Source organism: Streptomyces sp. SCSIO 75703 (assembly GCF_036607905.1).
GTDB lineage: Bacteria > Actinomycetota > Actinomycetes > Streptomycetales > Streptomycetaceae > Streptomyces.
On sequence record NZ_CP144555.1, the window covers coordinates 587,605 to 612,169 of the forward strand.

The window sequence follows — 24,565 nt, forward strand, 5'->3', positions numbered from 1 at the left end:
CGGGGAAACGCGTCGCCGCTCCCGGGGCCGGTGCCGCGCCGGCCGGGGCCGGCCGGCGCCCGGGGCGGGCGCCGGTGCGGCGGCCGGGTCGTCTAGGCCGCGGAACCGGCGAGCCAGGTGACGGCCTGGTGGAACAGGCGGCGGTAGCCCTTCCACTCGACGAACTCGGCGGGGGCCCAGTGCGGCGAGATGTCCGAGGCGAAGGCCAGGGTGCGGCCGGCCCCCTCCGTCCGCACGGCGAGCAGCGGGCGGGACTCGACGGTGGCGAGGACGGTGGCGTCGGGCTTGGCGGTGAGGCGCTGGTAGCCGAGGAGCGCCGGCCAGCGGGCCTCGAGCCCGGCGGTGACCTCGTGGGCCTCGCCGGTCAGTTCGCCGCTGACGCCTTCGGGGCACTCCTCGCGGTCGTCGTAGGGGAGGATGTCGACGGGCAGGACGGCCTCGACGGCGGTGCCGTGATAATCGGCCTTGGCCTGGAAGCCCTGGAAGCTGAGGTAGCCGCCGGCCATGGCGAGGCCGCCGCCCTGGCGGACCCACTCGGCCAGGAGCTTGATCCGGTTCGGGAACGGGCGGCCCTGGGCGAAGACCTGCGGGTGGAGCAGCAGGGAGTTGGCGCCGATGTCCGAGAGGACCACGACGTCGTACGCGCCGAGCTTCTCCAGGGTCTCCGGGAAGTCGGTGGCCACGGCGTGCGAGGGCAGGTGGGTGACCTCGTGGCCCTCGGCCTCCAGCGCCTCGATCAGGGGGGTCGCCCCCACTTCGAGCTGGGCGTGCGGGAAGGCGTCGTAGCCCTTGAAGTCGGTCGAGGCGTTGATCCACGACTCGCCTGCGATGAGAACGCGTGCCATGTGGGGGCTCCTAGCTGGCGCACTTTGCGCAACGTTGTGCTTGTTGTTGCGCAAACGCTAGGTTCACATTTCGCTCACGTCAACGGTTCGAGGGCGGAAATTTTCTCGTTACACTGAGGGCCGCGAGCGGGAGAGGGGAAAGCCGGTGACGTTGACGAACGTTGCGCAACGTGCGCAAGTGTCGGTCTCGACGGCCTCGCGGTATCTGCGCGGCCAGTTGAAGGTGAACCCCGAGACCGCCGCGCGGATCGACTCCGCGGTGCGCGAGCTGGCGTACGTGGTCCCGTCCGCGGTCCGGGCGGCCGGCCGCCCCACCCGGAACCCGATCATCGCGCTGGTCGTCCCCGACCTGCTCAACCCGTTCTTCGCGGAGCTGGCCGAGGCCGTCGCCGACGCGGCGGCCGCCAGCGACGTGGAACTCGTCGTCGGCGTCACGGGCCAGCAGGCCCGGCGCGAGCGGAGCCTGAGCGATCTGGTGGCCGGCTCCGACGCGATCGACGGCATGATCTACGTCGGCATCCACCGCAGCAACCCGCGGCTGATCGAGGCGATCGAGGACGGGCTGCCGGTGGTCGTCCTGGACGAGGAGATCGCGGGGACCTCCCAGGCGGACGCGATCTCGGTGGACAACTACAGCGGTGCCTACCAGGCCACGTCCTACCTCGCCCAGCTCGGCCACCGGCACATCGCGCACGTCGCCGGGCCGCCGGAGCTGTCCACCACCCGCGACCGCCACCGCGGCTACCGCGACGCCATGCACCACGCCGGGCTCGCCGTCGACGAGGACCTGGTCCTGCACGGCCCGTACACCGAGCACTTCGGCGCCAGCATCTTCCCCTACCTCACCCGGGCCGAGCGGCGGCCGACCGCGGTCTTCGCCGGTTCCGACATCGTCGCCGTCGGCATGCTCGCGGGCGCTGAGCTGCACGGCCTGCGCATCCCCGAGGACCTGTCCGTGGTCGGCTGCGACGGCATCCGCGTCGGCGAGTGGCTGCGGCCCAAGCTGACCACCGTCCAGCAGCCCGTCGCGGAACTGGCGCGCACCGCGCTGGAGGTCGTCCAGGCCCGCATCGACGCCCCCGACGCCCCGCGGGTGGAGAAGGTCCTTCCCCTGCACCTCGTCATCCGGGGCTCCGCCATACCGCCGCACGCCTGACAGGAGACGCCCCGCGTGCTCGACCCCGTAGCCCTCGCGCAGCAGCTCGTCCGCACGGACACCCGGGCCGGCGCCGAGAGACCCGCCGCCGACCTCCTCGCCCCGCTCCTGCGCGAGGCGGGTTTCACGGTCACCGTCCGGGAGGACCGGCCGGGCCGGGCCAACCTGGTCGCCCGGACGGGCACCGGCACGCCCCTCACCCTCACCGGCCACCTCGACACGGTCCCCGCGGACGCCTCCGGCTGGTCCTTCGACCCGCTCTGCGGCGACCTCCACGAGGGCCGGCTGCGCGGGCGCGGCAGCAGCGACATGAAGTCCGGCCTCGCCGCGATCGTCGCCGCCGCCACCGAGCACGCCGCCCGCCGCCCCGGCGCCGACCTGCAAGTGGTGCTCACCTTCGGCGAGGAGACCGGCTGCGAGGGCGCGGCCGGCCTCGACGACCTGGCGCCCAGCCCGGTCCTGCTGGTCGCCGAGCCCACCGCGAACCGGATCGTCCTCGGCCACAAGGGCGCCCTGTGGCTGCGCCTGACCGCCCGGGGCCGCAGCGCCCACGGCTCCCGCCCCGAGCTGGGCGTGAACGCCCTCGCCGAACTGGCCGGCGCCGCCGTGCGCCTGCACGGCCACGACGGCTGGCCGGTCAGCGACACCCACGGCGCGGCCACCGTCAACGTCGGCACCTTCCACGCCGGCGTCCAGCCCAACCTGGTCCCCGACCACGCCGAGCTGATGCTCGACGTCCGCACCGTGCCGGGCTTCGACTCCGGCCGGGCCGTGGCGGCCGTGCGGCGCCTGGCCGGACCCGGCGTCCTCGTCGAACCGGTACTGGACCTGCCGAGCGTCGCCACCGACGCCGGGGACGGCCTGGTCCGCGCGCTCGCCGAGGCACTGCGCCCCGGCGAGGGCGGGCCGGACCCCGCGTACGCGACGTACTTCACCGACGCCTCGGTGCTCAGCGGCGCGCTCGGCTCACCGGCCGTGCTGGTCTACGGCCCCGGCGACCCCGACCAGGCCCACGTCACCGACGAGACCTGCCCGGTCCCGGCCATCACCGAGGCGGCCGAGGCGCTCCTGCGCCTGCTGGCCGCCTGGGACACCCGCCGGGCCTGACGGACGTCCCGGCGCCGGTCAGTCCCCGCCGACCAGGTCCAGGCCGGGGGCGGCGGCCGGCCCCGGGGTGCGGCGGGGGACGGGCCAGTCGCGGTGGGGCAGGCGCTCCAGGCCGGTCCACCAGGGGTCGGAGGGCACCTCGCCGCCGGGCTCGAAGGGCAGGCCCGGCACCGGGAGGGCGACGCGCTGGCCGACCGCCTCCGCGGCGGCGCGCGTCCACGCGCCGGGCTCCGCCCACGGGTGCGGGGCGAGGTTGAAGGTGCCCCAGTGGATGGGGAGCAGGACGCCCGCCGGGCCCCCGCCCTGGAGGTCGAGGTGGGCGCGGACGCCCTCCTCGGGCGTCATGTGGATGTCGGGCCAGAACGGCGCGTAGGCCCCGATCTGGATCATGGTGGCGTCGAAGGGGCCGTGCGCGGCGCCGATCTCCCGGAAGCCGTCGAAGTAACCGGTGTCGCCGCTGTGGTGGACGCGGTGGTCCGGCCCGGCGACGACCCAGGAGGCCCACAGGGTGTGCTGGGTGTTGCGCAGTCCGCGTCCGCAGAAGTGGCGGGCCGGGGTCGCGGTGAGGGTGAGGTCGCCGACCCGGGCCGACTCGTGCCAGTCCAGTTCGCGCAGCCGGTCGGCCCGGACCCCCCAGTGTTCGAGGTGGGCGCCGACGCCGAGCGGCACCGCGAAGAGGGTGTCGGTGCGGGCCAGCTCCCTGATGGTGGGCAGGTCCAGGTGGTCGTAGTGGTCGTGGGAGATGACGACGACGTCGACGGGGCCGAGGGCGGCCAGCGGCAGCGGGACCGGGTGCAGCCGCCGGGGCCCGGCGAAGGGGAACGGGGAGCAGCGTTCGCCCCACACCGGGTCGAACAGCACCCGGTGTCCGTCGATCTCGGCGAGCACGCTGGAGTGCCCCATCCAGGTCAGCCGGAGTCCGCCGGCGGGCGGCCGGGCCAGGTCGGCGACGGTGGTGGCGTGCACCGGGACGGTGCCCCGGGGCGCGCGGGCGAGCCGGGACTCCCGGCCGAGGAAGACCTTCGCGACGTCCCGCGCCGATCCGGAGGGGCGGGTGCGGGCGGGGCCGCCGGGGTTCAGGAAGACGCCGTCGCGGTAATGCGGTGATCTGCGGATACGGGCCATGCGCTCACCGTCGGGGTCTGCTCCGAAGGACGCCGGCCGCAGGGCGTCGAGTCCGGAAAGCGGGGGACGGAAGCCGGCCACGGCACCTCCAGGGAAAGTAGGTCAGACTTTCATTATGGGTACGGCGAGGTGATCGTTTCGTAAGGACGGCCGGGCACGGACCCGGCCCGGCGGGAGCGGATGTCACATCCGTCCCGGTCCGTCTCGTCGTACCGGCGGGACGCCCCGGGCGGTGTCCCGGACGGCACGCGGCACGAGCGACGCACTGGAGGGTGATCCCCATGGCCCGCGTATCCCTCACCCCGCCCCGGACGCTCCTCTTCCGGGCGATGGAGTGGTACTCCCGGCGTACGTACGGAAAGGTCCTCGACCCCGGCAGGGCGCTCGCGCACAATCCCCGGGTGCTCCGGGGCGATCTGCGCTTCGAGCGGTCGGTGGCCCGCTGGAACCGGCTCGACCCCGGGCTGAAGGCGCTCGCGGAGCTGGCCGCGGCGGGCGCGATCGGCTGCTCGTGGTGCATGGACTTCGGCTACTGGCAGAGCGTCGCCCACGGTGTGGACCGCGCCCGGCTCCAGGCGGTGCCGGTGTGGCGGGAGAGCGAGCTGTACTCGCCGCTCGAACGCGATGTGCTGGAGTACGCCGAGGCGATGACGGTGACCCCGCCGGCCGTCGGCGACGACCTCGCCGCCCGGCTGCGGGACCGGCTGGGCGAGCCGGCCTTCGTCGAGCTGACGGCGATCGTCGCCGTGGAGAACCTGCGCTCCCGCCTCAACTCCGCGCTCGGGCTGACCAGCCAGGGGTTCCGCGACTCCTGCGACCTGGCGGACGCGCCGCCCACCGCCCGCACCGGCGACGCGTGAGCGGCGCGGGCGCGGGGCCGGGGCCGACGAGGACCCCGGCCCGGGGCCCGCTTGCCCGTGCGTGGGCGGGCGTCGCCCGCCGGGGCCCGCCCACGGGCAGCGGGCGAGGTCTCACGCCACCGAGGCGATCCGCGTCTTGATGGCGTCCGGCGACAGCGTCCCCTTGGCCGTGACATGGTCCCCGGAGGACTCCCCGCGCAGCCGTCGGCCGATCCACGGCACCAGGTACTCCCGTGCCCAGTGCACGTCGTCGCGCCGGACCTCCAGGGTGCCGCGCGGCGGCAGCGGCGGCCAGGGCTGGTCGGGGTCGGCCGGCACCGGCAGGCCGAGCGCCTGGCCCGCGCGGAGCGCCACCCGGGTGTGCCCCTCGGGCGAGAGGTGCAGCCGGTCGGCGTCCCAGGCCCGGCGGTCCTGGACGCCGCGCAGCGACCACAGGTCGAGCACCGGGCAGCCGTACCGGTCGGCGATGGCCCGCACGTGCCCGTTGTAGGTGGCGATCTTGCCGCGCAGGTGCTTGAGGAGGGGGACGCCGCGGGTGTCGAAGCCGGTCGCCACCAGGACGGTGCCGGCCGCCGCCGCGAGGTCGGCCACCGCCCGCTCGAAGCGTTCGGCGACCTCGTCGGGGTCGGTGCCGGGACGGATGATGTCGTTGCCGCCCGCGCAGATGGAGACCAGGTCCGGGGCGAGTTCCACGGCCCGGGGGACCTGTTCCCCGGCTATCTGGTCGAGCAGTCTGCCGCGTACGGCCAGGTTGGTGTAGGTGAAGTCGCCCTCGGGTCGGCGGTCCGCGAGCAGGACGGCGACCCGGTCCGCCCAGCCGACGAACGCCCCGTCGGGGCCGGGGTCGCCGACGCCCTCGGTGAAGCTGTCCCCCACCGCCACGTACGACCCGATCACTGCTCTGCTGTCACTCTTCGAATCGTCTGCCACACCGGCCCATGATTCACGGTGGATTGTGACCTACGCGACCGTAGGAAGGGGTTGACGGCCGGTGAGAAAGACCACGCCGCGCGAACCGGCCGGCCGGAATAGGCGACCGGGTGTCACGCGGTGGCGCGGCGCCCGCTGTCCGGCGCGGGAACGCCCGGAGGCCGGGCCCCGGGGTGCGGGGTCCGGCCTCCGGCGGTGCGGCGCGCGAGGGTCAGAGGGAGACGCCGTGCGAGCGCAGGTAGGCGATCGGGTCGATGTCCGAGCCGTAGTCCGGGGTGGTGCGGATCTCGAAGTGCAGGTGCGGGCCGGTCACGTTGCCGGTGGCACCGGACAGGCCGACCTGCTGGCCGGCGGTGACGCTCTGGCCGGCGGAGACGGAGAGCGCGGACAGGTGGGCGTACTGGGCGTAGTGGCCGTCGGCGAGCTTGATGACGACCTGGTTGCCGTACGCGCCGCCCCAGCCGGCGGAGACCACGGTGCCGGAGCCGACGGCCTTCAGCGAGGTGCCGGTGGGCACGACGAAGTCGGTGCCGGTGTGGTAGCCGCTGGACCACATGCTGCCGCTCTGGTGGTACGGGGTGCCGACCGTGCCGCCGGGCACGGGCGAGACGTAGCCGCCGGTGGTGCCGGTGGACTGGGCCGTGGTCGAGGTGGTGGTCGTCGACGGGGCGGCCGGCTTCGGCGCGGCGGGCTTGGCGGCCGGCTTCGGCGCGGCCGGCTTCGCGGCGGGCTTCGGCGCGGCCGGCTTCGCGGCGGCGGACCCCTCGGAGGAGGAGGCCGGCGACTGCGTGGCCGCGGGCTTGCCGGTGAGCGTGAGCTTCAGGCCGGGGTGGATCAGCGACGGGTCGGAGCCGACGGCCTCGCGGTTGTCGGCGTAGAGCTTCTTCCAGCCGCCGCTGACGTGCTGCTCGACGGCGATCTTCGAGAGGTGGTCGCCCCGCTTCACCGTGTAGGTGCGGGAGGCGGAGTCCTTCTCGCCGGCCGGCTTGGCGGCGGCCGGCACGGAGCGCACGGACTGCTCCGCGACGGAGTGCGCGGGGGCGGCGTGGGCGCCGGCGGCACCCATCAGCGGCAGCGCGAGCGCGGCGCCGCCGGTGCCGGCGAAGGCGAGGGTGCGGGTGAGGCGCTGGGCCTTGGTACGACGGTGCTTACCCTTGGCGGGCATGACGAATTCCTCTCCGGCGCCTGCGAGGTGAGCTGTCGGGTGCGGGCTGGAGATGCCCGGCCGCGCCGTGGCGCGACTTGACCCCTAGCCGTTCCGGGAACCGGAACAGGCGGTGATACCTGTGGGTCCCCCGCTCCTGCCGGGTACGGGTGGTGGGTGTGTGCGGACTCCGGTCGGCGGCAGGATTAGGCGTCCGTCCGGATCGGTGGTGAACGTAAGGGACGGGGACGCGGGGGAACAAGCGAGCGGTTCCCCGAACGGGCGTTTCGGATGATCCAATACGGGTAGCAGCGGTCACCCTGCGTGGGAACCGGAAGGAGAGGACCCCTCAAACCCCGGCCGGCACAGGCGGATTACGTGAACATGCTGGGCAACGCACCGTCACGGATATGAGCCTGCTCACGCGGCCCCGCTCCGGCGCCTTTTACTCCAGGGCGAGTAGGGAGCAAGGCGCCAATCAGGACAATCCACCCAACTCACCTACAGGTCGGGCGAACTCTCCGCGTCACCCGGTACCTCCCGAGCGGCCGCGGGCTCCCCCGGCGCATCCGGGACGGGAGGCGCGCGCCGGGCGCGGCGCCGGGACCGCCGGGGCACGCGCGGCATGCTCTTCGTGCCCTGTGGACAACTCGCCCTCGCGGTCGGGGCATGTCGTATCGTCGACTCGTGCCCGCCGTCGAGCAGCGCCGGCGGGCGGGAGTGGGAGGAGCCCTCGTGACGCAGCAGGTGCCGTCGACCGAACCCGAGCTGGCAGGCGTGCGCAACTTCCGTGACGTGGGCGGACTGCCGACGGTGGACGGACGGCGGGTGCGTCACGGCGTGCTGTTCCGCAGCGGACACCTCGCGCACGCGACCGACGAGGACACCGCCTTCCTCGCCTCGCTGGGCCTGCACACGGTCTTCGACTTCCGCAACGCGGCCGACCAGCGGCTGGAGGGCCCGGACGTCGCGCTGCCGGGCGTGCGCAACGTGAACCTGCCGCTGAGCGACCCGGCCGACGGCGCCGAGTTCTGGACGATGGTGCGCGACGGGAACCTGGACCAGCTCCGCTCCGTCCTCGACGACGGCAAGGCGGCCGGCCGGATGGTCGCCTCCTACCGGTCGATGGTCCGGGAGCGGACGGCGGAGCACTCCCGGGTGCTGCACGCGCTCGCGGAGGACAGCGTGCCCGCGCTGATGCACTGCGCGGCGGGCAAGGACCGGGCGGGCCTGTCCGTGGCGGTCACGCTGCTGGCCGTCGGCGTCGAGCGCGAGGCGGTCCTCGACGACTACCTGAAGTCCAACGCCACCCACCGCCGTTACAAGGTGCACCGCAACGGCGACTCCGCCTCGGCCTACTCCGCCGAGGTGATGGAACTGCTCAGCCCGCTCTTCGACGCCCGCGCCGAGTACCTGTCGGCGGCGTTCGAGACCGTCGAGGAGACCTGGGGCGACGTCGACACGTACCTGGAGAAGGGACTGCGGCTCGCACCGCGGACCCGGGAGCGGCTGCGGGAGCGGATGCTGGAGTGAGCCACCCGCCCCGCGCGGACGGCTACTTGCCGCCCACCTCGAACAGCAGGTAGAGGAACCCGCCGAAGACGTGCCCGACGGCGATGTAGATGACGAGCCGGACCCACAGGGCGCGCGGGAACCTCTCCTGCATGCTCATGACGTCTCTCCCATGGTGTGGTGTGTCAGCGTGGTGGCGGGCCCCAGGCACAGCGCGGCCGTCGGGCTCTGCAAGAGGGTGTGGACGAAGAGGATGTCCACCCCGTCGCCGTCCTCGGCCGCGATCCGGTGCGGGGTCAGCGAGTCGAAGTGCGCGCTGTCGCCCGGCCCCAGCCGGTGCACGGCCTCCCCCAGCCGCAGCCGCAGCCGTCCGCGCAGGACGTAGAGCCACTCCTCACCGGGGTGCACCCGGACGATGTCGCCCTGAGTGCCGTGCGGCACCCGGACGCGCAGCGCCTGCATCCCCCGGCCGGGCCCGCCGGCCTGCCAGTACGTCCAGCCCCCGGCGACCGTCGGCTCGTGGTCCCCGGCGCGTACCACCGCCTGGCGTTCCGCGGTCGTCTCGCCGAGCACGTCCGAGACGGTCGTACCATAAACGCGGGCGAGGGACAGCAGCATCGGCAGCGAAGGCTGGCGCTGCCCGGTCTCCAGCCGGGAGAGGTGGGCGGGCGACAGTCCGGCGGCCCGGGCCGCGGCCTCCAGCGTGAGGGCCGCCCGGCGGCGCAGCGCGCGCAGTCGCGGCGCCACCACGGAGGGGACCGCGCCCGGCGGTCCCTCCGGCGGATCGGTGTCGGGGGAGGTCATGCCTCCATTCAGCCGGAAACTTGCCCGCGAGGCAATTTTCTTGCCTCACAGGCAAGCCACGGCTCCCTCGGCCCCGGTGTGGTCCGGCCTACCGGTTGGCCACCGCCTGCTTGACCAGCGTCCTGCCGAAGTCCCACATCAGCCCGCCGCCCTCGTGCGCGTCCTCCATCACCTCGGTGAAGGCGTCGACGAAGCGGTCCGCGTCCGCGGTGTCGATGATCAGCGGCGGGATCAATTTGATCACTTCGAGGTGATCACCGGACACCTGGGTCAGGATGCGGTGCCGCTGGAGCAGCGGGACCACGACCATCTGCGCGAAGAGGCCCTTGCGGGCGGCCTGGAGCATGGTCCAGCGGCTGCGCAGCCGCAGCGAGCGGGGCCGGCCGAACTCGATGCCGATCATCAGCCCCCGGCCGCGCACGTCGGCCAGCAGTTCGTACCGGTCCACCAGCGCCCGGAGCCGGGAGGCCAGCCGTTCGCCGACGGCGGCGGCGTTGGCGACGACCTCCTCGTCCTCCATCACCGCGAGCACGGCGAGGCCGGCCGCCATGGCCTGGGCGTTGGACCCGAAGCTCGCCGAGTGCACCAGCACCCGGTCCAGCGACGAGTACACCTTCCGGAAGATCCAGTCCCGGCCCAGTGTGGCGCCCACCGGCACATAGCCGCCGGAGAGCGCCTTGGCCACGCAGACCAGGTCGGGTTCCACGCCCTCCTCGTGCTGGTAGGCGTAGAACTTCCCGGTGCGGCCGAGGCCGGTCTGCACCTCGTCGGCGATGAGCAGTGCCTTGTGCCGCCGCAGCAGTTCCTGCGCCCCGCGCAGGTAGCCGGGCGGCGCCTCGTGCACGCCCTTGCCCTGGACCGGCTCCACGATCAGCGCGGCGACATCGCCCCGGCGCAGCTCGCGGGCGAGCGCGTCGAGGTCGCCGAGCGGGACGGCCGTGTCGGACAGCAGCGGGCCGAAGCCGTCGCGGAAGCCGGCCTCGCCGTTGACGGAGAGCGAGCCGGTGGTCAGCCCGTGGAAGGCGTGCGAGCAGTACAGGACCCTCGGCCGGCCGGTCGCGCGGCGGGCGAACTTCAGCGCGGTCTCCACCGCCTCCGTCCCGCTGTTGCCGAAGAAGACCCGGTCCAGGTGCGGGCTGGCGGCGAGCAGCCGTTCGGCCAGCAGTCCGGGCAGCGGCGCGCAGTCGAAGCGGGTCAGGTCGGGAAGCGAGGCGTCGAGCACGTCGTGCAGCGCCTTGCGGACGACGGGGTGGTGGCGTCCGAGGCCCATCACACCGAACCCGGCGAGCATGTCGAGGTAGTCGTTGCCGTCCGCGTCCCAGAAGTGGGCGCCCTCGGCCCGCTCGTAGACCTTGTCGAAGCCGATGGTGCGCAGCATGCGCGGGAGCTGGTGGTTGAGGTGGCGGTCGTGCAGCTCGTAGCGCTCCGCTCCGCGCTCGGCGAGGAGGGCGCCGAGATCGAACTCCTTGGTCATTCAGTTCTCTCCTTGGGCTGACGGGGCGGCCGGGCCGTTGCCGGGACGGTCCGCGGTGGCCAGGCTCGCGCCGATCCGGCCGGCGATCTCCACGGGCGTCAGGCCGACGTCCGCGAGCACCTCGGCGCGCTTGGCGTGCGCGAGGAACTGCTCGGGGATGCCGAACCGCCGTACCGGCACGTCGACTTCGGCGTCGCCGAGGGCCAGGGACACCGCGGAGCCGACCCCGCCGGCGCGGCTGTTGTCCTCGACGACGGCCACCAGCCGGTGCCGGGCGGCGAGCGGCGGCAGGGCGGGGTCGACGGGTTTGACCCAGCGGGGGTCGACGACCGTACAGCCGATGCCGCGCGCCGCGAGCAGGTCCGCCGCCCGGAGGCAGACGGGCGCCATCACGCCGACGCAGACGAGGAGGACCTCGGGGACGTCGGCCGCGTGCAGGACGTCCATCCCGCCCACCCGGCCGACGGCGGGCACCTCCGGCCCCACCGACTCCTTGGGGAAGCGCAACATTGTCGGCGCGTCGTCGACGGCGACCGCCTCGCGGAGCTGGGCCCGCAGTTGGCCCGCGTCGCGCGGGGCGGCGATGCGCAGGCCGGGGACGACCTGGAGGATGGACATGTCCCACATGCCGTTGTGGGAGGCGCCGTCGGTGCCGGTGACGCCGGCCCGGTCCAGGACGAAGGTGACGCCGCACCGGTGGAGGGCGACGTCCATCAGGAGCTGGTCGAAGGCGCGGTTGAGGAAGGTGGCGTAGACGGCGACGACGGGGTGGAGTCCGCCGGTGGCGAGGCCGGCGGCGCAGACGGCGGCGTGCTGCTCGGCGATGCCGACGTCCCAGACGCGGTCGGGGAAGCGGTCGGCGAAGCGGCCGAGGCCCACCGGGTGGAGCATGGCGGCGGTGAGGGCGACGACGTCCTCGCGCTCCTCGCCGATGCGGACCATCTCGTCACCGAAGACCGAGGTCCAGGAGGGCGCGGCGGCGGGGGCGAGCGGGGCGCAGGTGAGCGGGTCCATCACGCCGACGCTGTGGAAGTGGTCCTCCTCGTGGTCGAGGGCGGGTGCGTAGCCGCGGCCCTTCTCCGTGAGGCAGTGGACCAGGACGGGCCCGCCGAAGCGTTTCGCGCGCCGCAGCGCGGACTCGACGGCGCCGAGGTCGTGTCCGTCGACGGGGCCGAGGTACTTCAGCCCCAGGTCCTCGAAGAGCCCCTGGGGGGCGAAGGCGTCCTTGAAGCCCTTCTTGGCGCCGTGCAGGGCGTCGTAGACGGTGCTGCCGACCACCGGGGTGCGCTGGAGGACGTCCTTGCCCCAGGCCAGCATCCGTTCGTAGCCGTCGGTCGTGCGCAGGGCGGCGAGGTGGTGGGCGAGGCCGCCGATGGTGGGCGCGTAGGAGCGCTCGTTGTCGTTGACGACGATGATCAGCGGCCGGTCCTTGGCGGCGGCGATGTTGTTCAGCGCCTCCCAGGCCATGCCGCCGGTGAGGGCGCCGTCGCCGATGACCGCGACGACGTGGCCGTCCTCGCCGCGCACCCGGCGGGCCTTGGCGAGACCGTCGGCCCAGCCGAGGGCGGTCGAGGCGTGGCTGTTCTCGACGATGTCGTGCTCGGACTCCTCTCGGGAGGGGTAGCCGGACAGGCCGCCCTTGCCGCGCAGCTTGGAGAAGTCCTGACGCCCGGTCAGCAGCTTGTGCACGTAGGACTGGTGGCCCGTGTCCCACACGATGCGGTCGGTGGGCGAGTCGAACACGCGGTGCAGGGCGAGCGTCAGCTCCACCACGCCCAGGTTGGGTCCGAGGTGCCCGCCGGTCCGGGCGACCGCGTTCACCAGGAACTCCCGTATCTCGCCCGGGAGCCGGGCGAGGTCCGGTCCGGACAGCCCCCTCAGGTCGTGTGGTCCCTTGATGGTCTCCAGAATCGTCACGTTCGGGCCCCCTTCGGTCCGCGGTGTTCAGCTCACGGTGACGGCCGGCTCCCCCGGCACGCCGTGCTGCCCCATCTCTTCGGCGATCTTCAGGGCCTCTTCGATCAGGGTCTCCACGATCTTCGATTCGGGGACGGTCTTGATGACCTCGCCCTTCACGAAGATCTGCCCCTTGCCGTTGCCCGAGGCCACCCCCAGGTCGGCCTCGCGGGCCTCGCCCGGACCGTTGACGACACAGCCCATCACCGCGACCCGCAGCGGCACGTCCATCCCCGTCAGACCGGCGGTGACCTCCTCCGCCAGCTTGTACACGTCCACCTGCGCCCGCCCGCACGACGGACACGACACGATCTCCAGCCCCCGCTGCCGCAGGTTCAGCGACTCCAGGATCTGGATACCGACCTTGATCTCCTCCACCGGCGGCGCCGACAGCGACACCCGGATCGTGTCCCCGATGCCGCGCGAGAGCAGCGCGCCGAAGGCCACCGCGGACTTGATCGTGCCCTGGAACGCCGGACCCGCCTCCGTGACCCCCAGGTGCAGCGGGTAGTCGCACTGCCCGGCGAGCTGCCGGTACGCCTCGACCATCACGACCGGGTCGTTGTGCTTCACCGAGATCTTGATGTCGCGGAAGTCGTGCTCCTCGAACAGCGACGCCTCCCACAGCGCCGACTCCACCAGCGCCTCCGGCGTCGCCTTCCCGTACTTCCGCATCAGCCGCCGGTCCAGCGAGCCCGCGTTCACGCCGATCCGGATCGGCGTGCCGTGGTCCCGCGCCGCCTTGGAGATCTCCCGCACCTGGTCGTCGAACTTCTTGATGTTCCCCGGGTTCACCCGCACCGCCGCGCAGCCCGCCTCGATCGCGGCGAACACGTACTTCGGCTGGAAGTGGATGTCCGCGATCACCGGGATCTGCGACTTCCGCGCGATCACCGACAACGCGTCCGCGTCGTCCTGCGTCGGGCACGCCACCCGCACGATCTGGCACCCCGACGCCGTCAACTCCGCGATCTGCTGCAACGTCGCACCGATGTCCGACGTCCGCGTCGTCGTCATCGACTGCACCGACACCGGGGCGCCGCCCCCGACGGCCACCGGCCCGACCTCGATCCGCCGCGACACGCGCCGCGCGGCCGAGGGCCGGGCCGGTACCTCGGGGAGGCCCAGGTCCGTGGTGGTCACGCCGTCACTCCCGGTTCCCCGACACGGTCTCGCGCAGCGCGCGCAGGGACTCCTTGAGCGAGCCCATGGTGGCGAGGACGGCGGTGGGCTCGTAGCCGCAGTGCGCCATGCAGTTGGCGCAGCGCGGGTCCTTGCCGCGGCCGTACTTGTCCCAGTCGGTGTCCTCGACCAGTTCGCGGTACGTCGGCACGTACCCGTCGCTCATCAGGTAGCAGGGCCGCTGCCAGCCGAAGAGCGAGTAGTTGGGGATCGCCCAGGCCGTGCAGGGGAAGTCGACCTTGCCCTCCAGGAAGTCCAGGAAGAGCGGGGAGTGGTTGAGCCGCCAGCGGCGCCGGTTGCCGCCGGCGAACGCCTTCTTGAACAGTTCGCGGGTCTGCTCCACGCCGAGGAAGTGCTCCTGGTCGGGGGCCTTCTCGTAGGCGTACGCGGGCGAGATCATCATCTCGTCGACCCGGAGGTCGTCGTTGAGGTAGTCGAGGACCTCGACGATGGTCTGGGGCGTGTCGGTGTTGAAGAAGGTCGAGTTGGTGGTGACCCGGAAACCGCGCCGCTTGGCCTCCTTGATCGCCTCCACCGCCTCGTCGAACACGCCCTCCTTCGCCACGGACTCGTCGTGCCGCTCGCGCAGCCCGTCGATGTGCACCGCGAAGGCGAAGTACGGGGAGGGGGTGAACTTGTCCATCTTCTTGCGCATCAGCAGGGCGTTGGTGCAGAGGAAGACGTACTTGCGCTTGGCCACGAGCTGACGGACGATCTCGTCGATCTGGGGGTGCATCAGGGGCTCGCCGCCGGCGATGGAGACCATCGGGGCCCCGGACTCCAGGACCGCGCCGACGGCCTGGGCGACCGGCATGCGCTGTTTGAGCACGCCCGCCGGGTGCTGGATCTTCCCGCATCCCTCGCACTTCAGGTTGCAGGCGTACAGCGGCTCCAGCTCGACGATGAGCGGGAACTTGTCCCGCCTGCGGAGCTTTTGTTCGGCCAGATACGTAGCGACCTTGACGGACTGGCGCAGCGGCATGGCCATCTGGGCTCACCTCCTGGGGAGCAGCAGGGATCGGTGCCATTCGAAGAAAGCGGGGAGAACGGATCGGAGGACTCGGAACGCCGATATTCCACCGCGCAGGGTGCCGATCCGGACCAGTTCGTGTTCCGGGGCGTCGACGACCACCCGGACGGCGGCAACCGGGCGGTCGCCGCCCGCGCGGACCGCGCACAGCAGGGTGGCCGCCGACTCCATGTCGGCGGCGATGGCTCCGGTGGCGAGGAGGTCGGCGCGCTCCATGCCGCGGACCACGTGGTCGGAGCCGGTGAGCGGCCCGGTGTGGACGGTGCGGCCGGGCACGGCCCGCACCAGTTCCGCGACGAGGCGTTCGGTGCCGACGCAGCCGACCGTGCCGCGCGGGTCCCGGGTCTCCTCGGCGACGACGAGGTCGCCGGGGTGCATGCCGGGGGCCAGTCCGGCGCAGAAGCCCGTGGCGAGCACGGCGGCCCCGTCCAGGGCCGGGTCGGCCAGGACCCGGGAGACGGAGCGTTCGGCGGCCCGGGGTCCCATGCCGGTGCGCAGCACGGTGACGGGCCCGCCGGCGCCGCCGCGGTCGCCGGCGCGCAGGGCGAGGTGCTCGATGCCGAGCGCGCAGGCGATCAGCAGCGGCGCCGGGGCGGGCTGGGGGGCCATCAGCCCCCCTTGACCTCGGCGAGGGGCTGCCCGGTGCGGGCCGGCCCGGAAGACGAGGTGCCGTCGGCGCTCTCCGCCGTGCGGGGCCGTCCGGCCGGCGGCGTCCCGGCGAAGGGGTCGCCGTGGACGTAGCGGCCTAGCGCGGTGAGCGGGAACACCTGCCGGTACAGGTGGTAGTTGATGGAGAAGTCCCAGGGGAAGCCGGTGCCGGTGAAGTACGGCTCGTCCCAGGAGCCGTCCTCCCGCTGGGTGGCGGCGAGCCAGGCGACGCCCCGCTCGACCGCGCGGGACTCCCGCTCGCCCGCGGCCAGCAGGGCCATCAGCGCCCACGCCGTCTGCGAGGCGGTCGAGGCGCCCCGTCCGCCCCACTCCCTGACGTACCGGTAGGAGCGCAGGTCCTCGCCCCAGCCGCCGTCCTCGTTCTGCACGGACTCCAGCCAGCGCACCGCGCGCCGGATCGCCGGGTGCGAGGCGGGCAGTCCGGCCGCGGTCAGCGCGGGGACGACGGAACCGGTGCCGTAGAGGTAGTTGACGCCCCAGCGGCCGAACCAGGAGCCGTCCGGCTCCTGTTCGTCCAGCAGCCACCGGACGCCGCGCCGGGTGCGCGGGTCCTGGGCGAGGCCCTCGACGGCGAGCATCTCGACGACGTGCCCGGTGACGTCCGCGGACGGCGGGTCGACGACCTCGCCGAAGTCGCAGAAGGGCAGCCGGTTGGGCAGGGTGCTGGTGTTGTCGACGTCGAAGGCGCCCCAGGCGCCGTTCTTCGACTGCATGCCGAGGTTCCAGCGCACCCCGCGTCCGACGGCCCGTTCCACGCGCTCCGGGTCGTGGTGCGCGACCCGGCGCAGCGCGAGGACCACCTCGGCGGTGTCGTCGATGTCGGGGTAGTTGTCGTTGTGGAACTCGAACGCCCAGCCGCCGGGCGGCAGTCCGGGTCTGCGCACCGACCAGTCGCCGGGACGCACGATCTGTTCGCCGAGCATCCAGTCCGCGGCCTTGACGAGCTGCGGGTGGTCCGGGGGCACCCCGGCGTCGGCGAGGGCGATGGTGGCCAGACAGGTGTCCCACACCGGGGACTGGCACGCCTCGATCATCCGGGAGCCGTCCGCGCGCCAGACGGCGAAGCGGTCCAGCGACTCCAGGCCCGCGCGCATCACGGGGTGTTCGAGGTCGTAGCCGAGCAGGTGGAGCGCGATGACGGAGTAGACGGCGGGTGGCTGGATGCCGCCCCAGCAGCCGTCGTTCTCCTGCCGCTCGATGATCCAGCGGGCGGCGGTGTTCATCGCGGCCCGGCGCAGCGGGCGCGGGGCGACCCGGCGGTAGGCGTGCAGGGCCTTGTCGAGCCGCTGGAAGACGCCGTCCCAGCTCATCGCGGGGGCGAGCGGCCGGGGCGGCCGGGGCTGGTCCGGGTCGGCGTGCAGTTCGTCGAGCGGGAAGGGCGCCGGGCGGACCGGGCGCTTCGCCGAGACGATGGTGAGCGGCACGATGGTCTGCCGGGCCCAGCAGCCGAAGTCGTAGATGTTCAGCGGCACCCAGCTCGGGAAGTAGATCAGTTCCGGCGGGAGTTCGGGCAGGTCCTCCCACTTCCACCAGCCGAACAGGGCCAGCCAGATCCGGGTGAAGACCCGGGAGGCGGCGATGCCGCCCTGGGCGCGGACCCAGGCGGCGGCCTTGGCCATGTGGGGTGCCTCGGGCGCGTCGCCGGCCAGGCGCAGGGCGACGTACGCCTCGATGGTGGTGGACAGTTCGCCGGGGCCGCCGTGGAAGGTGGCCCAGGTGCCGTCCGCGCGTTGCTCGCCGCGGATGAACAGGGCGGCGGCCCGCGTGGTCTTCTCGTCCGAGATGCCGAGGAACCGGCGCAGGAGGAGGTCCTCGGCGTCCATGGTGACGTTGGTCTCCAGATCGCCCTTCCACCATCCCTCGGCATCCTGCCGGGAGAGCAGGAAGTCGGTGGCGCGCCGGGTGGCGCGGGCGGCGGCTTCGGGTACCCCGGCCGCCGCGGCGGGGATGGTGAGGGCGTCTTCGCTGGCCGCGGTTGCGCGGGGCGGCAGGGCGGCCCCGGTGCTTCCGTCGGTCGTCGCTGTCATGGCTTCCCCTTCGTGCAGTGTGCAAGCGGTGCAGTGCGTCTGCTGTACGGGTCCGCCGTCGGCCGGTGCCGTCCCTGGGGAGGCACCGGCCGGCGACTAAGCGAGGGCTATTCGGCCGATAATGATCATCTCTTTCGTACGACGACGAAGTCCGCGAGCGCCGTGAACCGGTCCCGCACCCGGTCGGGCATGTCCACGGTGTCGAGGGCTTCGATGGCGATGGTGTGCTGCCGGCGTGCCTCCTCGGCGGTCCACTCGCGGCCTCCCGCTTCCTCGATGAGGGCGGCGCGGGCCGCGAACTCCTCCTCGGAGAAGTTCTCGAAGTCGCTGCTCTTGGCGTCGGCGGCGAGGATCTCGCCGAGCCGCTCGGAGGCGGGCCCGCCCGCCGCGAGCGCCGCGACGACCGGGAGCGACTTCTTGCGCTGGCGCAGGTCGCTCCAGGTCTGCTTGCCGGTGGACTCCGGGTCGCCCCAGATGCCGAGAAGGTCGTCGACGGCCTGGAAGGCCAGGCCGAGGTGGTGGCCGTACGTCTCCAGCGTGTCGGCCGTGCGCTCGTCGGCGCCGCCCAGCACCGCGCCGATGGAGCTGGCGGAGGCGAGCAGGGCGCCGGTCTTGTTGCCCTCCATCTCCAGGCACTCGGCGACGCTGACCCGGTCGCGGTGCTCGTAGGAGATGTCCTGTGCCTGACCGTCGATCAGGGCGCGGGTGGCGGCGGTGAGGCGGCGGGTGGCGCGGCCGGCGTCGACGGTGCCGAGTTCCAGCAGGACCTCGTTGGCGAGGGCGAAGAGGGCGTCGCCGACGAGGATGGCCTGGGCCGGGCCGTGCACCTTCCAGACGGTGTCGCGGTGCCGGCGCTGTTCGTCGCCGTCCATCAGGTCGTCGTGCAGCAGGGAGAAGTTGTGCACCAGTTCGACGGCGACCGCGCCGGGGACGCCGACCTCGGGGGCGGCTCCGGTGACCTCGGCGGAGAGCACCGCGAGCGCGGGCCTGACGGCCTTGCCGCCGTCGCCCTCGGCGGGGTTGCCCTGGGCGTCGATCCAGCCGAAGTGGTAGGCGGCGACGGTGTCCATGGGAGGTGCCAGTCGGTCGACGGCCGCCCGCAGGACCGGCGTGGCCAGGGTCCGGCCGCGCTCCAGGAGCGCGGTCACGTCCACCGCGTCGGCAGCCTTCGAGGCCGGGGGCACAGTGGGCACAGTCTCTCCTCCAGTTGCGGTACCGGGAGTGCGGGTCTCGCTCCCCCGCGGGTCGGTCCTCATGCCGCCTCCTCGAAGAAGTCGGGGAGGAGGCCGCGGGACCGGCCGAGGGCGTCGAGGGCGGCTCCCGCCGCGCCGACGCCGCTACGGACCGCACTCTCCATGGTCGCGGGCCACCCGGTGGCGGTCCACGCTCCGGCCAGGTACAGGCCGGGTGCCTTGGTGCGGGCGCCGGGCCTGAGCCGTCCGACGCCGGGGGCGGGCACGAAGGTCGCCGCGCGCTCCCTGGTCACGAAGAAGTCCAGCACCCCGGCGCCCCGGGCACGGGGCAGCAGCCGCTCCAGCTCGGGCAGGTAGCGCTCGCGCAGGGCGGCCACGGGCGTGTCGATCTCGTCCTGCGCCGTCGACTGCGAGACGGCGAGGTACTGGCCTTCCTTGACCCCGGCGGCCTGGGTGCGGTCGAACACCCATTGCAGGGGGGTGCCGAGGGCGGTGAGGAAGGGGGCGTCGAGCACGGCCCGGTCGTAGATCACGTGGACGTTGAGGATGGGGGCGGTGCCGATCTCCAGCAGCCTCTCGGGCCGGTCGAGGGCGCCGTCGGGCAGCAGTGCGTGCGCCTCGCGCTGGGGTACGGCGAGGACGACGGCGTCCGCGGCCAGGACCTCGCCGGGGACGTGGACGCTCCAGCCGCCGCCGGGTTCGGCGCGGACGGAGCCGACGCGGGCGCGGACCTCGGTGCGCACGCCGGCCGCGGTGAGCGCCTGGCGGGCGAGCCGGTCGTGGAGTTCGCCCAGCGGGACACGGGCCCAGCCGATGTCGGCGGCGCCGGCGTCGGAGAGCAGCCCGGTCTTGAAGACCATCGCGGCGAGCGCCAGGGAGGCGTCGGCGGCCACGGCGTTGAGGGTGGCGACGCCGACCAGGTCCCAGAGGGCCTCGACGGTGCGCGCGGACTGACCGTGCGCGGTCAACCAGGTGGCGAAGTCCTGGGTGTCCAGGGCCGGATCGGCGAGGTCGAGCCGCTGGAGGGCGAGCGCGGCCCGGCCGACGGCGGCACGCTCGGCGAGCGAGAGGTGCGGGTAGGTGGCGAGGCTGCGGCCGAGGTGGAGCGGGACGGGCAGGGCGTCGCGCCGCAGCCGGCCGAGCCGGCGTCCCTCGGGGCGGTCCAGGTCGACGACGGGCACGTCGAGCCGGTCCTGCACGGGGGCGAGGTGGGCGCCGCCGATCCGGTCGAGGAACCAGCGGTAGGCGGTGCAGCAGCGCAGGTAGACGTGCTGGCCGTTGTCGACGGTGAGGTCGCCGCGCCGGAAGGAGCAGGCGAGGCCGCCCAGGCGGGGGCGGCTCTCCAGCAGCGTGACGCGCACCCCCGCGTCGGCGAGCGCGAGCGCGGCGGTGACGCCGGCGAGCCCCCCGCCGACCACGACGGCGCGCCGGCCGGGGCGGACGCCGGCGGTGTCCGTGCGCGGGCCGTCGTCCTGCGTGCCGTTGCCGTGGGTCATCGTGCACCCTCCCGTGTGCCGTGGCCGTGGTCCTTGAACGCAGTACGGACGACCGTCTCAGTCTGGGACGCGGTCCGCCACCCGGGGGTTGCCCGCCGTGGCACCCGGGTGGTGGTGCGGGGCACGGGGGGTGTCAAGGCCGCCTCCTGACGGTGCGGCGGGCGACGTGGCGGGTGTCGAGTCCGGACAGTCCGCGCACCGCGACGTACGCCTTCTCCCGGCCGGGCAGGGAGACCCGGCCGCGCAGCACGGCGTACGGGTCGCGATCGATGCGGTCCAGCAGGCGCCGGTAGATGCCGGCCATGGCGGCGACGCAGGCGCCGCTGCGCCGGTCGAGCAGGGGCAGCAGCCGGTAGCCCTCGGCGAAAAGAGCGCGGGCCCGACGCACTTCGAAGTGCACGAGGCCCGCGAAGTCGGAGCCGGCCGGTGGTGTGGGGCCGCCGCCGAAACCGGCCGAGCAGCCGAACTTGGCGAGGTCGTCGGAGGGCAGGTAGGTGCGTCCGCCCTCGGCGTCCTCGCGCACGTCGCGCAGGATGTTGGTGAGCTGGAGGGCGAGCCCCAGCGTGTCGGCGTACTCGGGGGCGCGTTCGGCTCCGGGGGCGCCGGGGGCGGTGCCGAACACGCCGAGGGAGAGGCGGCCGATGGCGCCGGCCACGCAGCGGCAGTACGCCTTGAGGTCGTCCCAGGTCTCGTAGGTCTCGCCGCGGACGTCCATCTGCACGCCGTCGATGAGTTCGTCGAGGCCGCCGAGCGGGATGGGGAACCGCCGGGCGGCGTCGGCGAGGGCGACGGCCACCGGATCGGTGTCGTCCTCCTCGACGTGGCCCTCGCGGACGCGGGCGAGCAGCGTCCGGGTGTCCTCCAGCCGGGCGACCTTGACGTGGTCGGCGAGGGTGCCGTCGCCGATGTCGTCGACGCGTCGCGAGAACGCGTACAGGGCCGACATGGCCCGGCGCTTCGGCGTCGGCAGCAGTCTGATGCCGTAGGCGAAGTTCCTGGCCTGCTGGCCGGTGACGGTCTCGCAGTAGCCGTAGGCGGCGAGTACCGGCGCGGTGGCGGGTGCTGACGACTCCACGGTCCGGATCACCCCTCTCCTCGCAGGATCACGCCCGCCTCGCGCAGCAACTGGACCTTGCCGGGCTTGGGCGGGCCGGGAAGCACGTCGTGGTCGGCGGCGGTGATCGCCCGGACGGCCGCGCGCCCGCCGGCCACGAAGCCGGCCAGCAGCAGGCGCAGCCGGCCCCGGACGCCGGCCACCAGGGCGGTGCCCTCGTCCAGCAGGTCGCTCGCACGCCGGGCCTCGAAGGCGATCAGGGCGCGCACCGAGGCGTTGGCGGTGGGGGCGGCGAGGTCGTCCTCCTGGACGTGGAAGCGCTTCATGTCCTCCGCGGGGAGGTAGACGCGGTCGCGCCCCAGGTCCTCGGCGACGTCCTGGAGGTGTTCGACGATCTGCAGGGCGGTGCAGACGGCGTCGGAGCGGCGGACCCGTTCGGGGCTCGAGGTGCCGGTGACGGCGAGGACCAGGCGGCCGACCGGGTTGGCGGACAGCTCGCAGTAGGCGAGCAGGTCGTCGTAGGTCTCGTAGCGCTTGACGAGCTGGTCCTGGCGGTTGGCGGCGATCAGGCCGAGGAAGGGTTCGGGGGTGAGCGCGCGGCGGCGCACGGTGGGCTGGAGACGGCGCAGCAGGGGGTGGTGCGGGGTGGCGTCGAACACGCGGCGCAGATCGGCCTCGAAGGCGTCGAGCAGGGCGAGGCGGTCGTCGGCGCGGTCGGGGGCGACACCCAGGAGGCGGGCGTCGGCGCCGCCGGGGGCGAGGTCGCCGTCGCCGATGTCGTCGACGAGGCGGGCGAAGCCGTAGACGGCCATCAGGTCGGTGCGCCAGTCGCGGGGCAGGAAGAAGGGGGCCACGGGGAAGTTCTCTCCCGCGGCCTTGTCGAGGGTGCCACGCTCCGGATCGACGGCCCGTGCCGCCCTGGTCGCCGTCATCGCCGACTGCCCGGGGCGGGGACGGCGCACGCTTCGCGGAGGTGGGGAGTTTCCGTAGCCATTGCCGTCACATCTCCCGTTCTACACTGCCTACCCAATACACACTATTTCGGACACGCCGCCCGATTGCCCGCACAGCGGGCCCGGTCGGGGGTACGGGCGTTATCGCCCCATGTGCCGCGTTTGGGGACCGGTCCAGCTTACGGTGTGCGGCCCGTGGCGGGCCGCCGGGGTGCGTCGCACCCCACCACAACACACCGTTCGGCCCCAAGATTCCCCGGTACGCGAGGAGTTGACGCTTCCTTTGCAGACGCGCGGCCCCGCCGGCGCCTGGCCGGCGGGGCCCTGGGGCCGGCACGCTACTTGCCGGTGAACTTCTCGTACTCCTTGAGCACCTCGTCCGTGGGGCCGTCCATGCGCAGTTCACCGCGCTCCAGCCACAGGACGCGGTTGCAGGTGTCGCGGATGGACTTGTTGTTGTGGCTGACCAGGAAGACCGTGCCCGCTTCCTCGCGCAGTTCGCGGATGCGCCGCTCCGAGCGCGTCTGGAACTTGCGGTCGCCGGTGGCCAGCGCCTCGTCGATCATGAGGACGTCGTGGTCCTTGGCCGCGGCGATGGAGAAGCGCAGCCGGGCCGCCATGCCGGAGGAGTAGGTGCGCATCGGCAGCGTGATGAAGTCGCCCTTCTCGTTGATGCCCGAGAAGTCGACGATGCCCTGGTAGCGCTCCTTGATCTGCTCGCGGGACATGCCCATGGCGAGTCCGCCGAGGATGACGTTGCGCTCGCCGGTGAGGTCGTTCATCAGCGCCGCGTTGACGCCGAGCAGCGAGGGCTGGCCGTCGGTGTAGACCCTGCCCTTCTCGGCCGGCAACAGGCCGGCGATGGCCCGCAGCAGCGTCGACTTGCCGGACCCGTTGGAGCCGATCAGGCCGATCGCCTCGCCCCGGTAGGCGACGAAGGACACACCCCGCACGGCGTGCACCTTGCGCACGCCCCGCTCCTCGCCCCGCCGCAGGATGCGGCTGAGCGCGGCGGTCGCGCTGCCCTTGCCGGTCTTGGCGCCGTTGACGCGGTAGACGATGTGCACGTCGTCCGCGATGACCGTCGGCACCCGCTCCCCCTGCTGCTGCTCAGCCACGGCCGTACCTCTCCTCAGCCTTCCAGAAGTACACGAAGCCGCCCACGGCGACGAGCACGGCCCAGCCGAGCGCCAGCGCCCAGACGTGCGGCGGCAGGTTGGCGGCGCCGTAGCCGTCGATCAGCGCGAAGCGCATCAGGTCCATGTAGACCGCCGCCGGGTTCCACTGGAGCACGTCGGAGATCCAGCCCGGCCGGTCCTCCAGCATGATCGGGATGGAGAACATCACGCCGGACGCGTACATCCAGGTCCGCATGATGAACGGCATGAGCTGCGCCAGGTCCGGCGTCTTCGCGCCCATCCGCGCCACGATCAGCGCGAGGCCGGTGTTGAAGAGGAACTGCAGCGCCAGGACCGGGATGATCAGCAGCCAGGACGGCGAGGGGTAGCTGCCGAAGGCGAGGGCCACCGCGAACAGCACGATCATCGAGAACAGCAGTTGCTGGAGCTGCTGGAGGGAGAAGGAGATCGGCAGCGAGGCGCGCGGGAAGTGCAGGGCGCGCACCAGCCCGAGGTTGCCGGAGATGGCCCGCACGCCCGCCATGGCGGAGGACTGGGTGAAGGTGAAGACGAAGATGCCGGTCACCAGGAACGGGATGTAGACGCTCCGGCCCATGCCCCGGTCCGCCTTGAGGATCAGGCCGAAGATGAGGTAGTAGACGAGCGCGTTCAGCAGCGGGGTGGCCACCTGCCAGAGCTGGCCCAGCTTGGCCTGGCTGTACTGCGCGGTCAGCTTCGCCTGGCTGAAGGCGAGGATGAAGTGCCGCCGGCCCCAGAGCTGACGGACGTACCCGACGAGGGACGGCCTGGCTCCGCTCACGGACAGTCCGTACGTGGCGGCGAGCCGTGCCGCCGTGAGGCCCTCGTCGGGCGACACGGGCGTGGTCACCGCGACCGTGCCGTCGTGTGTTGTCTCACTCACTAGTGGAA

22 protein-coding genes and 1 riboswitch are annotated in these 24,565 nt (G+C 73.2%); of the genes, 4 read left to right on the plus strand and 18 right to left on the minus strand.

The genetic code is table 11. The features are described 5' to 3' along the window. Positions 1-92 precede the first annotated feature (92 nt). The gene (locus tag VM636_RS02710; protein ID WP_338483106.1) at positions 93-845 is read right to left on the minus strand and encodes a glutamine amidotransferase; all 753 of its coding nucleotides are present in this window, start codon (positions 843-845) and stop codon (positions 93-95) included. A gap of 145 nt (positions 846-990) precedes the next feature. Between VM636_RS02710 and VM636_RS02715 the strand changes: the two genes are divergently transcribed. Beyond that, the gene (locus tag VM636_RS02715; RefSeq protein ID WP_030423131.1) at positions 991-2,001 is read left to right on the plus strand and encodes a LacI family DNA-binding transcriptional regulator; all 1,011 of its coding nucleotides are present in this window, start codon (positions 991-993) and stop codon (positions 1,999-2,001) included. Positions 2,002-2,016: 15 nt separating this feature from the next. Continuing rightward, positions 2,017-3,108 (plus strand): M20 family metallopeptidase, encoded by a 1,092-nt coding sequence (locus tag VM636_RS02720; RefSeq protein WP_030423132.1) that lies wholly within the window; start codon positions 2,017-2,019, stop codon positions 3,106-3,108. An 18-nt stretch (positions 3,109-3,126) separates the two neighbouring features. Here the strand turns inward: VM636_RS02720 and VM636_RS02725 are convergent, their stop codons facing one another. Continuing rightward, the gene (locus VM636_RS02725; protein ID WP_338483108.1) at positions 3,127-4,314 is read right to left on the minus strand and encodes an MBL fold metallo-hydrolase; all 1,188 of its coding nucleotides are present in this window, start codon (positions 4,312-4,314) and stop codon (positions 3,127-3,129) included. 200 nt (positions 4,315-4,514) lie between these two features. On the opposite strand from VM636_RS02725, the gene VM636_RS02730 reads away from it, so the two are divergent. Further along, a complete protein-coding gene (locus VM636_RS02730; RefSeq protein ID WP_053912873.1) occupies positions 4,515-5,093 on the plus strand; it encodes a carboxymuconolactone decarboxylase family protein in 579 nt (192 codons plus the stop codon). 111 nt (positions 5,094-5,204) lie between these two features. On the opposite strand, the gene VM636_RS02735 is transcribed toward VM636_RS02730, so the two are convergent. Beyond that, positions 5,205-5,990 (minus strand): SGNH/GDSL hydrolase family protein, encoded by a 786-nt coding sequence (locus VM636_RS02735; protein ID WP_030423135.1) that lies wholly within the window; start codon positions 5,988-5,990, stop codon positions 5,205-5,207. A 244-nt stretch (positions 5,991-6,234) separates the two neighbouring features. Continuing rightward, on the minus strand, positions 6,235-7,188 hold the full coding sequence (locus VM636_RS02740) for a LysM peptidoglycan-binding domain-containing M23 family metallopeptidase (protein ID WP_053912874.1): 954 nt from the start codon (positions 7,186-7,188) through the stop codon (positions 6,235-6,237). Between the two features lie 4 nt (positions 7,189-7,192). Next, a riboswitch (cyclic di-AMP (ydaO/yuaA leader) is annotated at positions 7,193-7,350 on the minus strand. A 552-nt stretch (positions 7,351-7,902) separates the two neighbouring features. On the opposite strand from VM636_RS02740, the gene VM636_RS02745 reads away from it, so the two are divergent. Next, positions 7,903-8,700 carry a tyrosine-protein phosphatase gene (locus VM636_RS02745; protein WP_030423137.1) on the plus strand — a complete coding sequence of 266 codons (798 nt, stop codon included), beginning with the start codon at positions 7,903-7,905 and terminating at the stop codon, positions 8,698-8,700. Between the two features lie 22 nt (positions 8,701-8,722). On the opposite strand, the gene VM636_RS02750 is transcribed toward VM636_RS02745, so the two are convergent. The 14 genes from VM636_RS02750 to VM636_RS02815 all read right to left on the minus strand — a co-directional run bounded on the left by VM636_RS02750 (position 8,723) and on the right by VM636_RS02815 (position 24,557). Then, positions 8,723-8,839 carry a DUF6126 family protein gene (locus VM636_RS02750; RefSeq protein ID WP_078856281.1) on the minus strand — a complete coding sequence of 39 codons (117 nt, stop codon included), beginning with the start codon at positions 8,837-8,839 and terminating at the stop codon, positions 8,723-8,725. Then, positions 8,836-9,483, minus strand: coding sequence for an XRE family transcriptional regulator (locus tag VM636_RS02755; RefSeq protein ID WP_051821588.1), 648 nt, complete (start codon positions 9,481-9,483; stop codon positions 8,836-8,838). Before VM636_RS02755 ends, VM636_RS02750 begins: the two co-directional genes overlap by 4 nt. A gap of 88 nt (positions 9,484-9,571) precedes the next feature. Then, positions 9,572-10,957, minus strand: coding sequence for an aspartate aminotransferase family protein (locus VM636_RS02760; RefSeq protein WP_030423139.1), 1,386 nt, complete (start codon positions 10,955-10,957; stop codon positions 9,572-9,574). Next, complete coding sequence (dxs, locus tag VM636_RS02765) at positions 10,958-12,874, minus strand: 1-deoxy-D-xylulose-5-phosphate synthase (protein WP_030423140.1); 1,917 nt, start codon at positions 12,872-12,874, stop codon at positions 10,958-10,960. Positions 12,875-12,901: 27 nt separating this feature from the next. Further along, on the minus strand, positions 12,902-14,056 hold the full coding sequence (gene ispG / locus VM636_RS02770) for a flavodoxin-dependent (E)-4-hydroxy-3-methylbut-2-enyl-diphosphate synthase (protein ID WP_338483113.1): 1,155 nt from the start codon (positions 14,054-14,056) through the stop codon (positions 12,902-12,904). Between the two features lie 4 nt (positions 14,057-14,060). Continuing rightward, the gene (gene hpnH / locus VM636_RS02775) at positions 14,061-15,083 is read right to left on the minus strand and encodes an adenosyl-hopene transferase HpnH (RefSeq protein ID WP_030422977.1); all 1,023 of its coding nucleotides are present in this window, start codon (positions 15,081-15,083) and stop codon (positions 14,061-14,063) included. A gap of 6 nt (positions 15,084-15,089) precedes the next feature. Continuing rightward, positions 15,090-15,734 carry a hypothetical protein gene (locus tag VM636_RS02780; RefSeq protein ID WP_030422976.1) on the minus strand — a complete coding sequence of 215 codons (645 nt, stop codon included), beginning with the start codon at positions 15,732-15,734 and terminating at the stop codon, positions 15,090-15,092. Continuing rightward, complete coding sequence (gene shc, locus VM636_RS02785; protein ID WP_037859767.1) at positions 15,734-17,821, minus strand: squalene--hopene cyclase; 2,088 nt, start codon at positions 17,819-17,821, stop codon at positions 15,734-15,736. Before shc ends, VM636_RS02780 begins: the two co-directional genes overlap by 1 nt. A gap of 125 nt (positions 17,822-17,946) precedes the next feature. After that, complete coding sequence (locus tag VM636_RS02790) at positions 17,947-19,014, minus strand: polyprenyl synthetase family protein (protein WP_037859765.1); 1,068 nt, start codon at positions 19,012-19,014, stop codon at positions 17,947-17,949. 59 nt (positions 19,015-19,073) lie between these two features. Continuing rightward, a complete protein-coding gene (gene hpnE, locus VM636_RS02795) occupies positions 19,074-20,510 on the minus strand; it encodes a hydroxysqualene dehydroxylase HpnE (RefSeq protein WP_030422973.1) in 1,437 nt (478 codons plus the stop codon). Positions 20,511-20,643: 133 nt separating this feature from the next. Beyond that, a complete protein-coding gene (hpnD, locus tag VM636_RS02800; protein WP_338483114.1) occupies positions 20,644-21,597 on the minus strand; it encodes a presqualene diphosphate synthase HpnD in 954 nt (317 codons plus the stop codon). Beyond that, the gene (hpnC, locus tag VM636_RS02805) at positions 21,594-22,496 is read right to left on the minus strand and encodes a squalene synthase HpnC (RefSeq protein ID WP_030422971.1); all 903 of its coding nucleotides are present in this window, start codon (positions 22,494-22,496) and stop codon (positions 21,594-21,596) included. The genes hpnD and hpnC overlap by 4 nt, the downstream gene beginning before the upstream one ends. Before the next feature lie 359 nt (positions 22,497-22,855). Continuing rightward, positions 22,856-23,635 carry an ABC transporter ATP-binding protein gene (locus VM636_RS02810; RefSeq protein ID WP_030422970.1) on the minus strand — a complete coding sequence of 260 codons (780 nt, stop codon included), beginning with the start codon at positions 23,633-23,635 and terminating at the stop codon, positions 22,856-22,858. Next, positions 23,628-24,557, minus strand: coding sequence for an ABC transporter permease (locus VM636_RS02815; RefSeq protein ID WP_030422969.1), 930 nt, complete (start codon positions 24,555-24,557; stop codon positions 23,628-23,630). The genes VM636_RS02810 and VM636_RS02815 overlap by 8 nt, the downstream gene beginning before the upstream one ends. Between the last annotated feature and the right edge of the window lie 8 nt (positions 24,558-24,565).

Bases quoted from the DNA above. Each gene is read 5' to 3' on its own strand.
- VM636_RS02710 (WP_338483106.1), bottom strand. From the start codon at position 845: ATGGCACGCGTTCTCATCGCAGGCGAGTCGTGGATCAACGCCTCGACC.
- VM636_RS02730 (WP_053912873.1), top strand. From the start codon at position 4,515: ATGGCCCGCGTATCCCTCACCCCGCCCCGGACGCTCCTCTTCCGGGCG.
- VM636_RS02740 (WP_053912874.1), bottom strand. From the start codon at position 7,188: ATGCCCGCCAAGGGTAAGCACCGTCGTACCAAGGCCCAGCGCCTCACC.
- VM636_RS02750 (WP_078856281.1), bottom strand. From the start codon at position 8,839: ATGAGCATGCAGGAGAGGTTCCCGCGCGCCCTGTGGGTCCGGCTCGTC.
- VM636_RS02755 (WP_051821588.1), bottom strand. From the start codon at position 9,483: ATGACCTCCCCCGACACCGATCCGCCGGAGGGACCGCCGGGCGCGGTC.
- VM636_RS02760 (WP_030423139.1), bottom strand. From the start codon at position 10,957: ATGACCAAGGAGTTCGATCTCGGCGCCCTCCTCGCCGAGCGCGGAGCG.
- hpnH (WP_030422977.1), bottom strand. From the start codon at position 15,083: ATGGCCATGCCGCTGCGCCAGTCCGTCAAGGTCGCTACGTATCTGGCC.
- VM636_RS02780 (WP_030422976.1), bottom strand. From the start codon at position 15,734: ATGGCCCCCCAGCCCGCCCCGGCGCCGCTGCTGATCGCCTGCGCGCTC.
- shc (WP_037859767.1), bottom strand. From the start codon at position 17,821: ATGACAGCGACGACCGACGGAAGCACCGGGGCCGCCCTGCCGCCCCGC.
- hpnE (WP_030422973.1), bottom strand. From the start codon at position 20,510: ATGACCCACGGCAACGGCACGCAGGACGACGGCCCGCGCACGGACACC.
- hpnC (WP_030422971.1), bottom strand. From the start codon at position 22,496: ATGACGGCGACCAGGGCGGCACGGGCCGTCGATCCGGAGCGTGGCACC.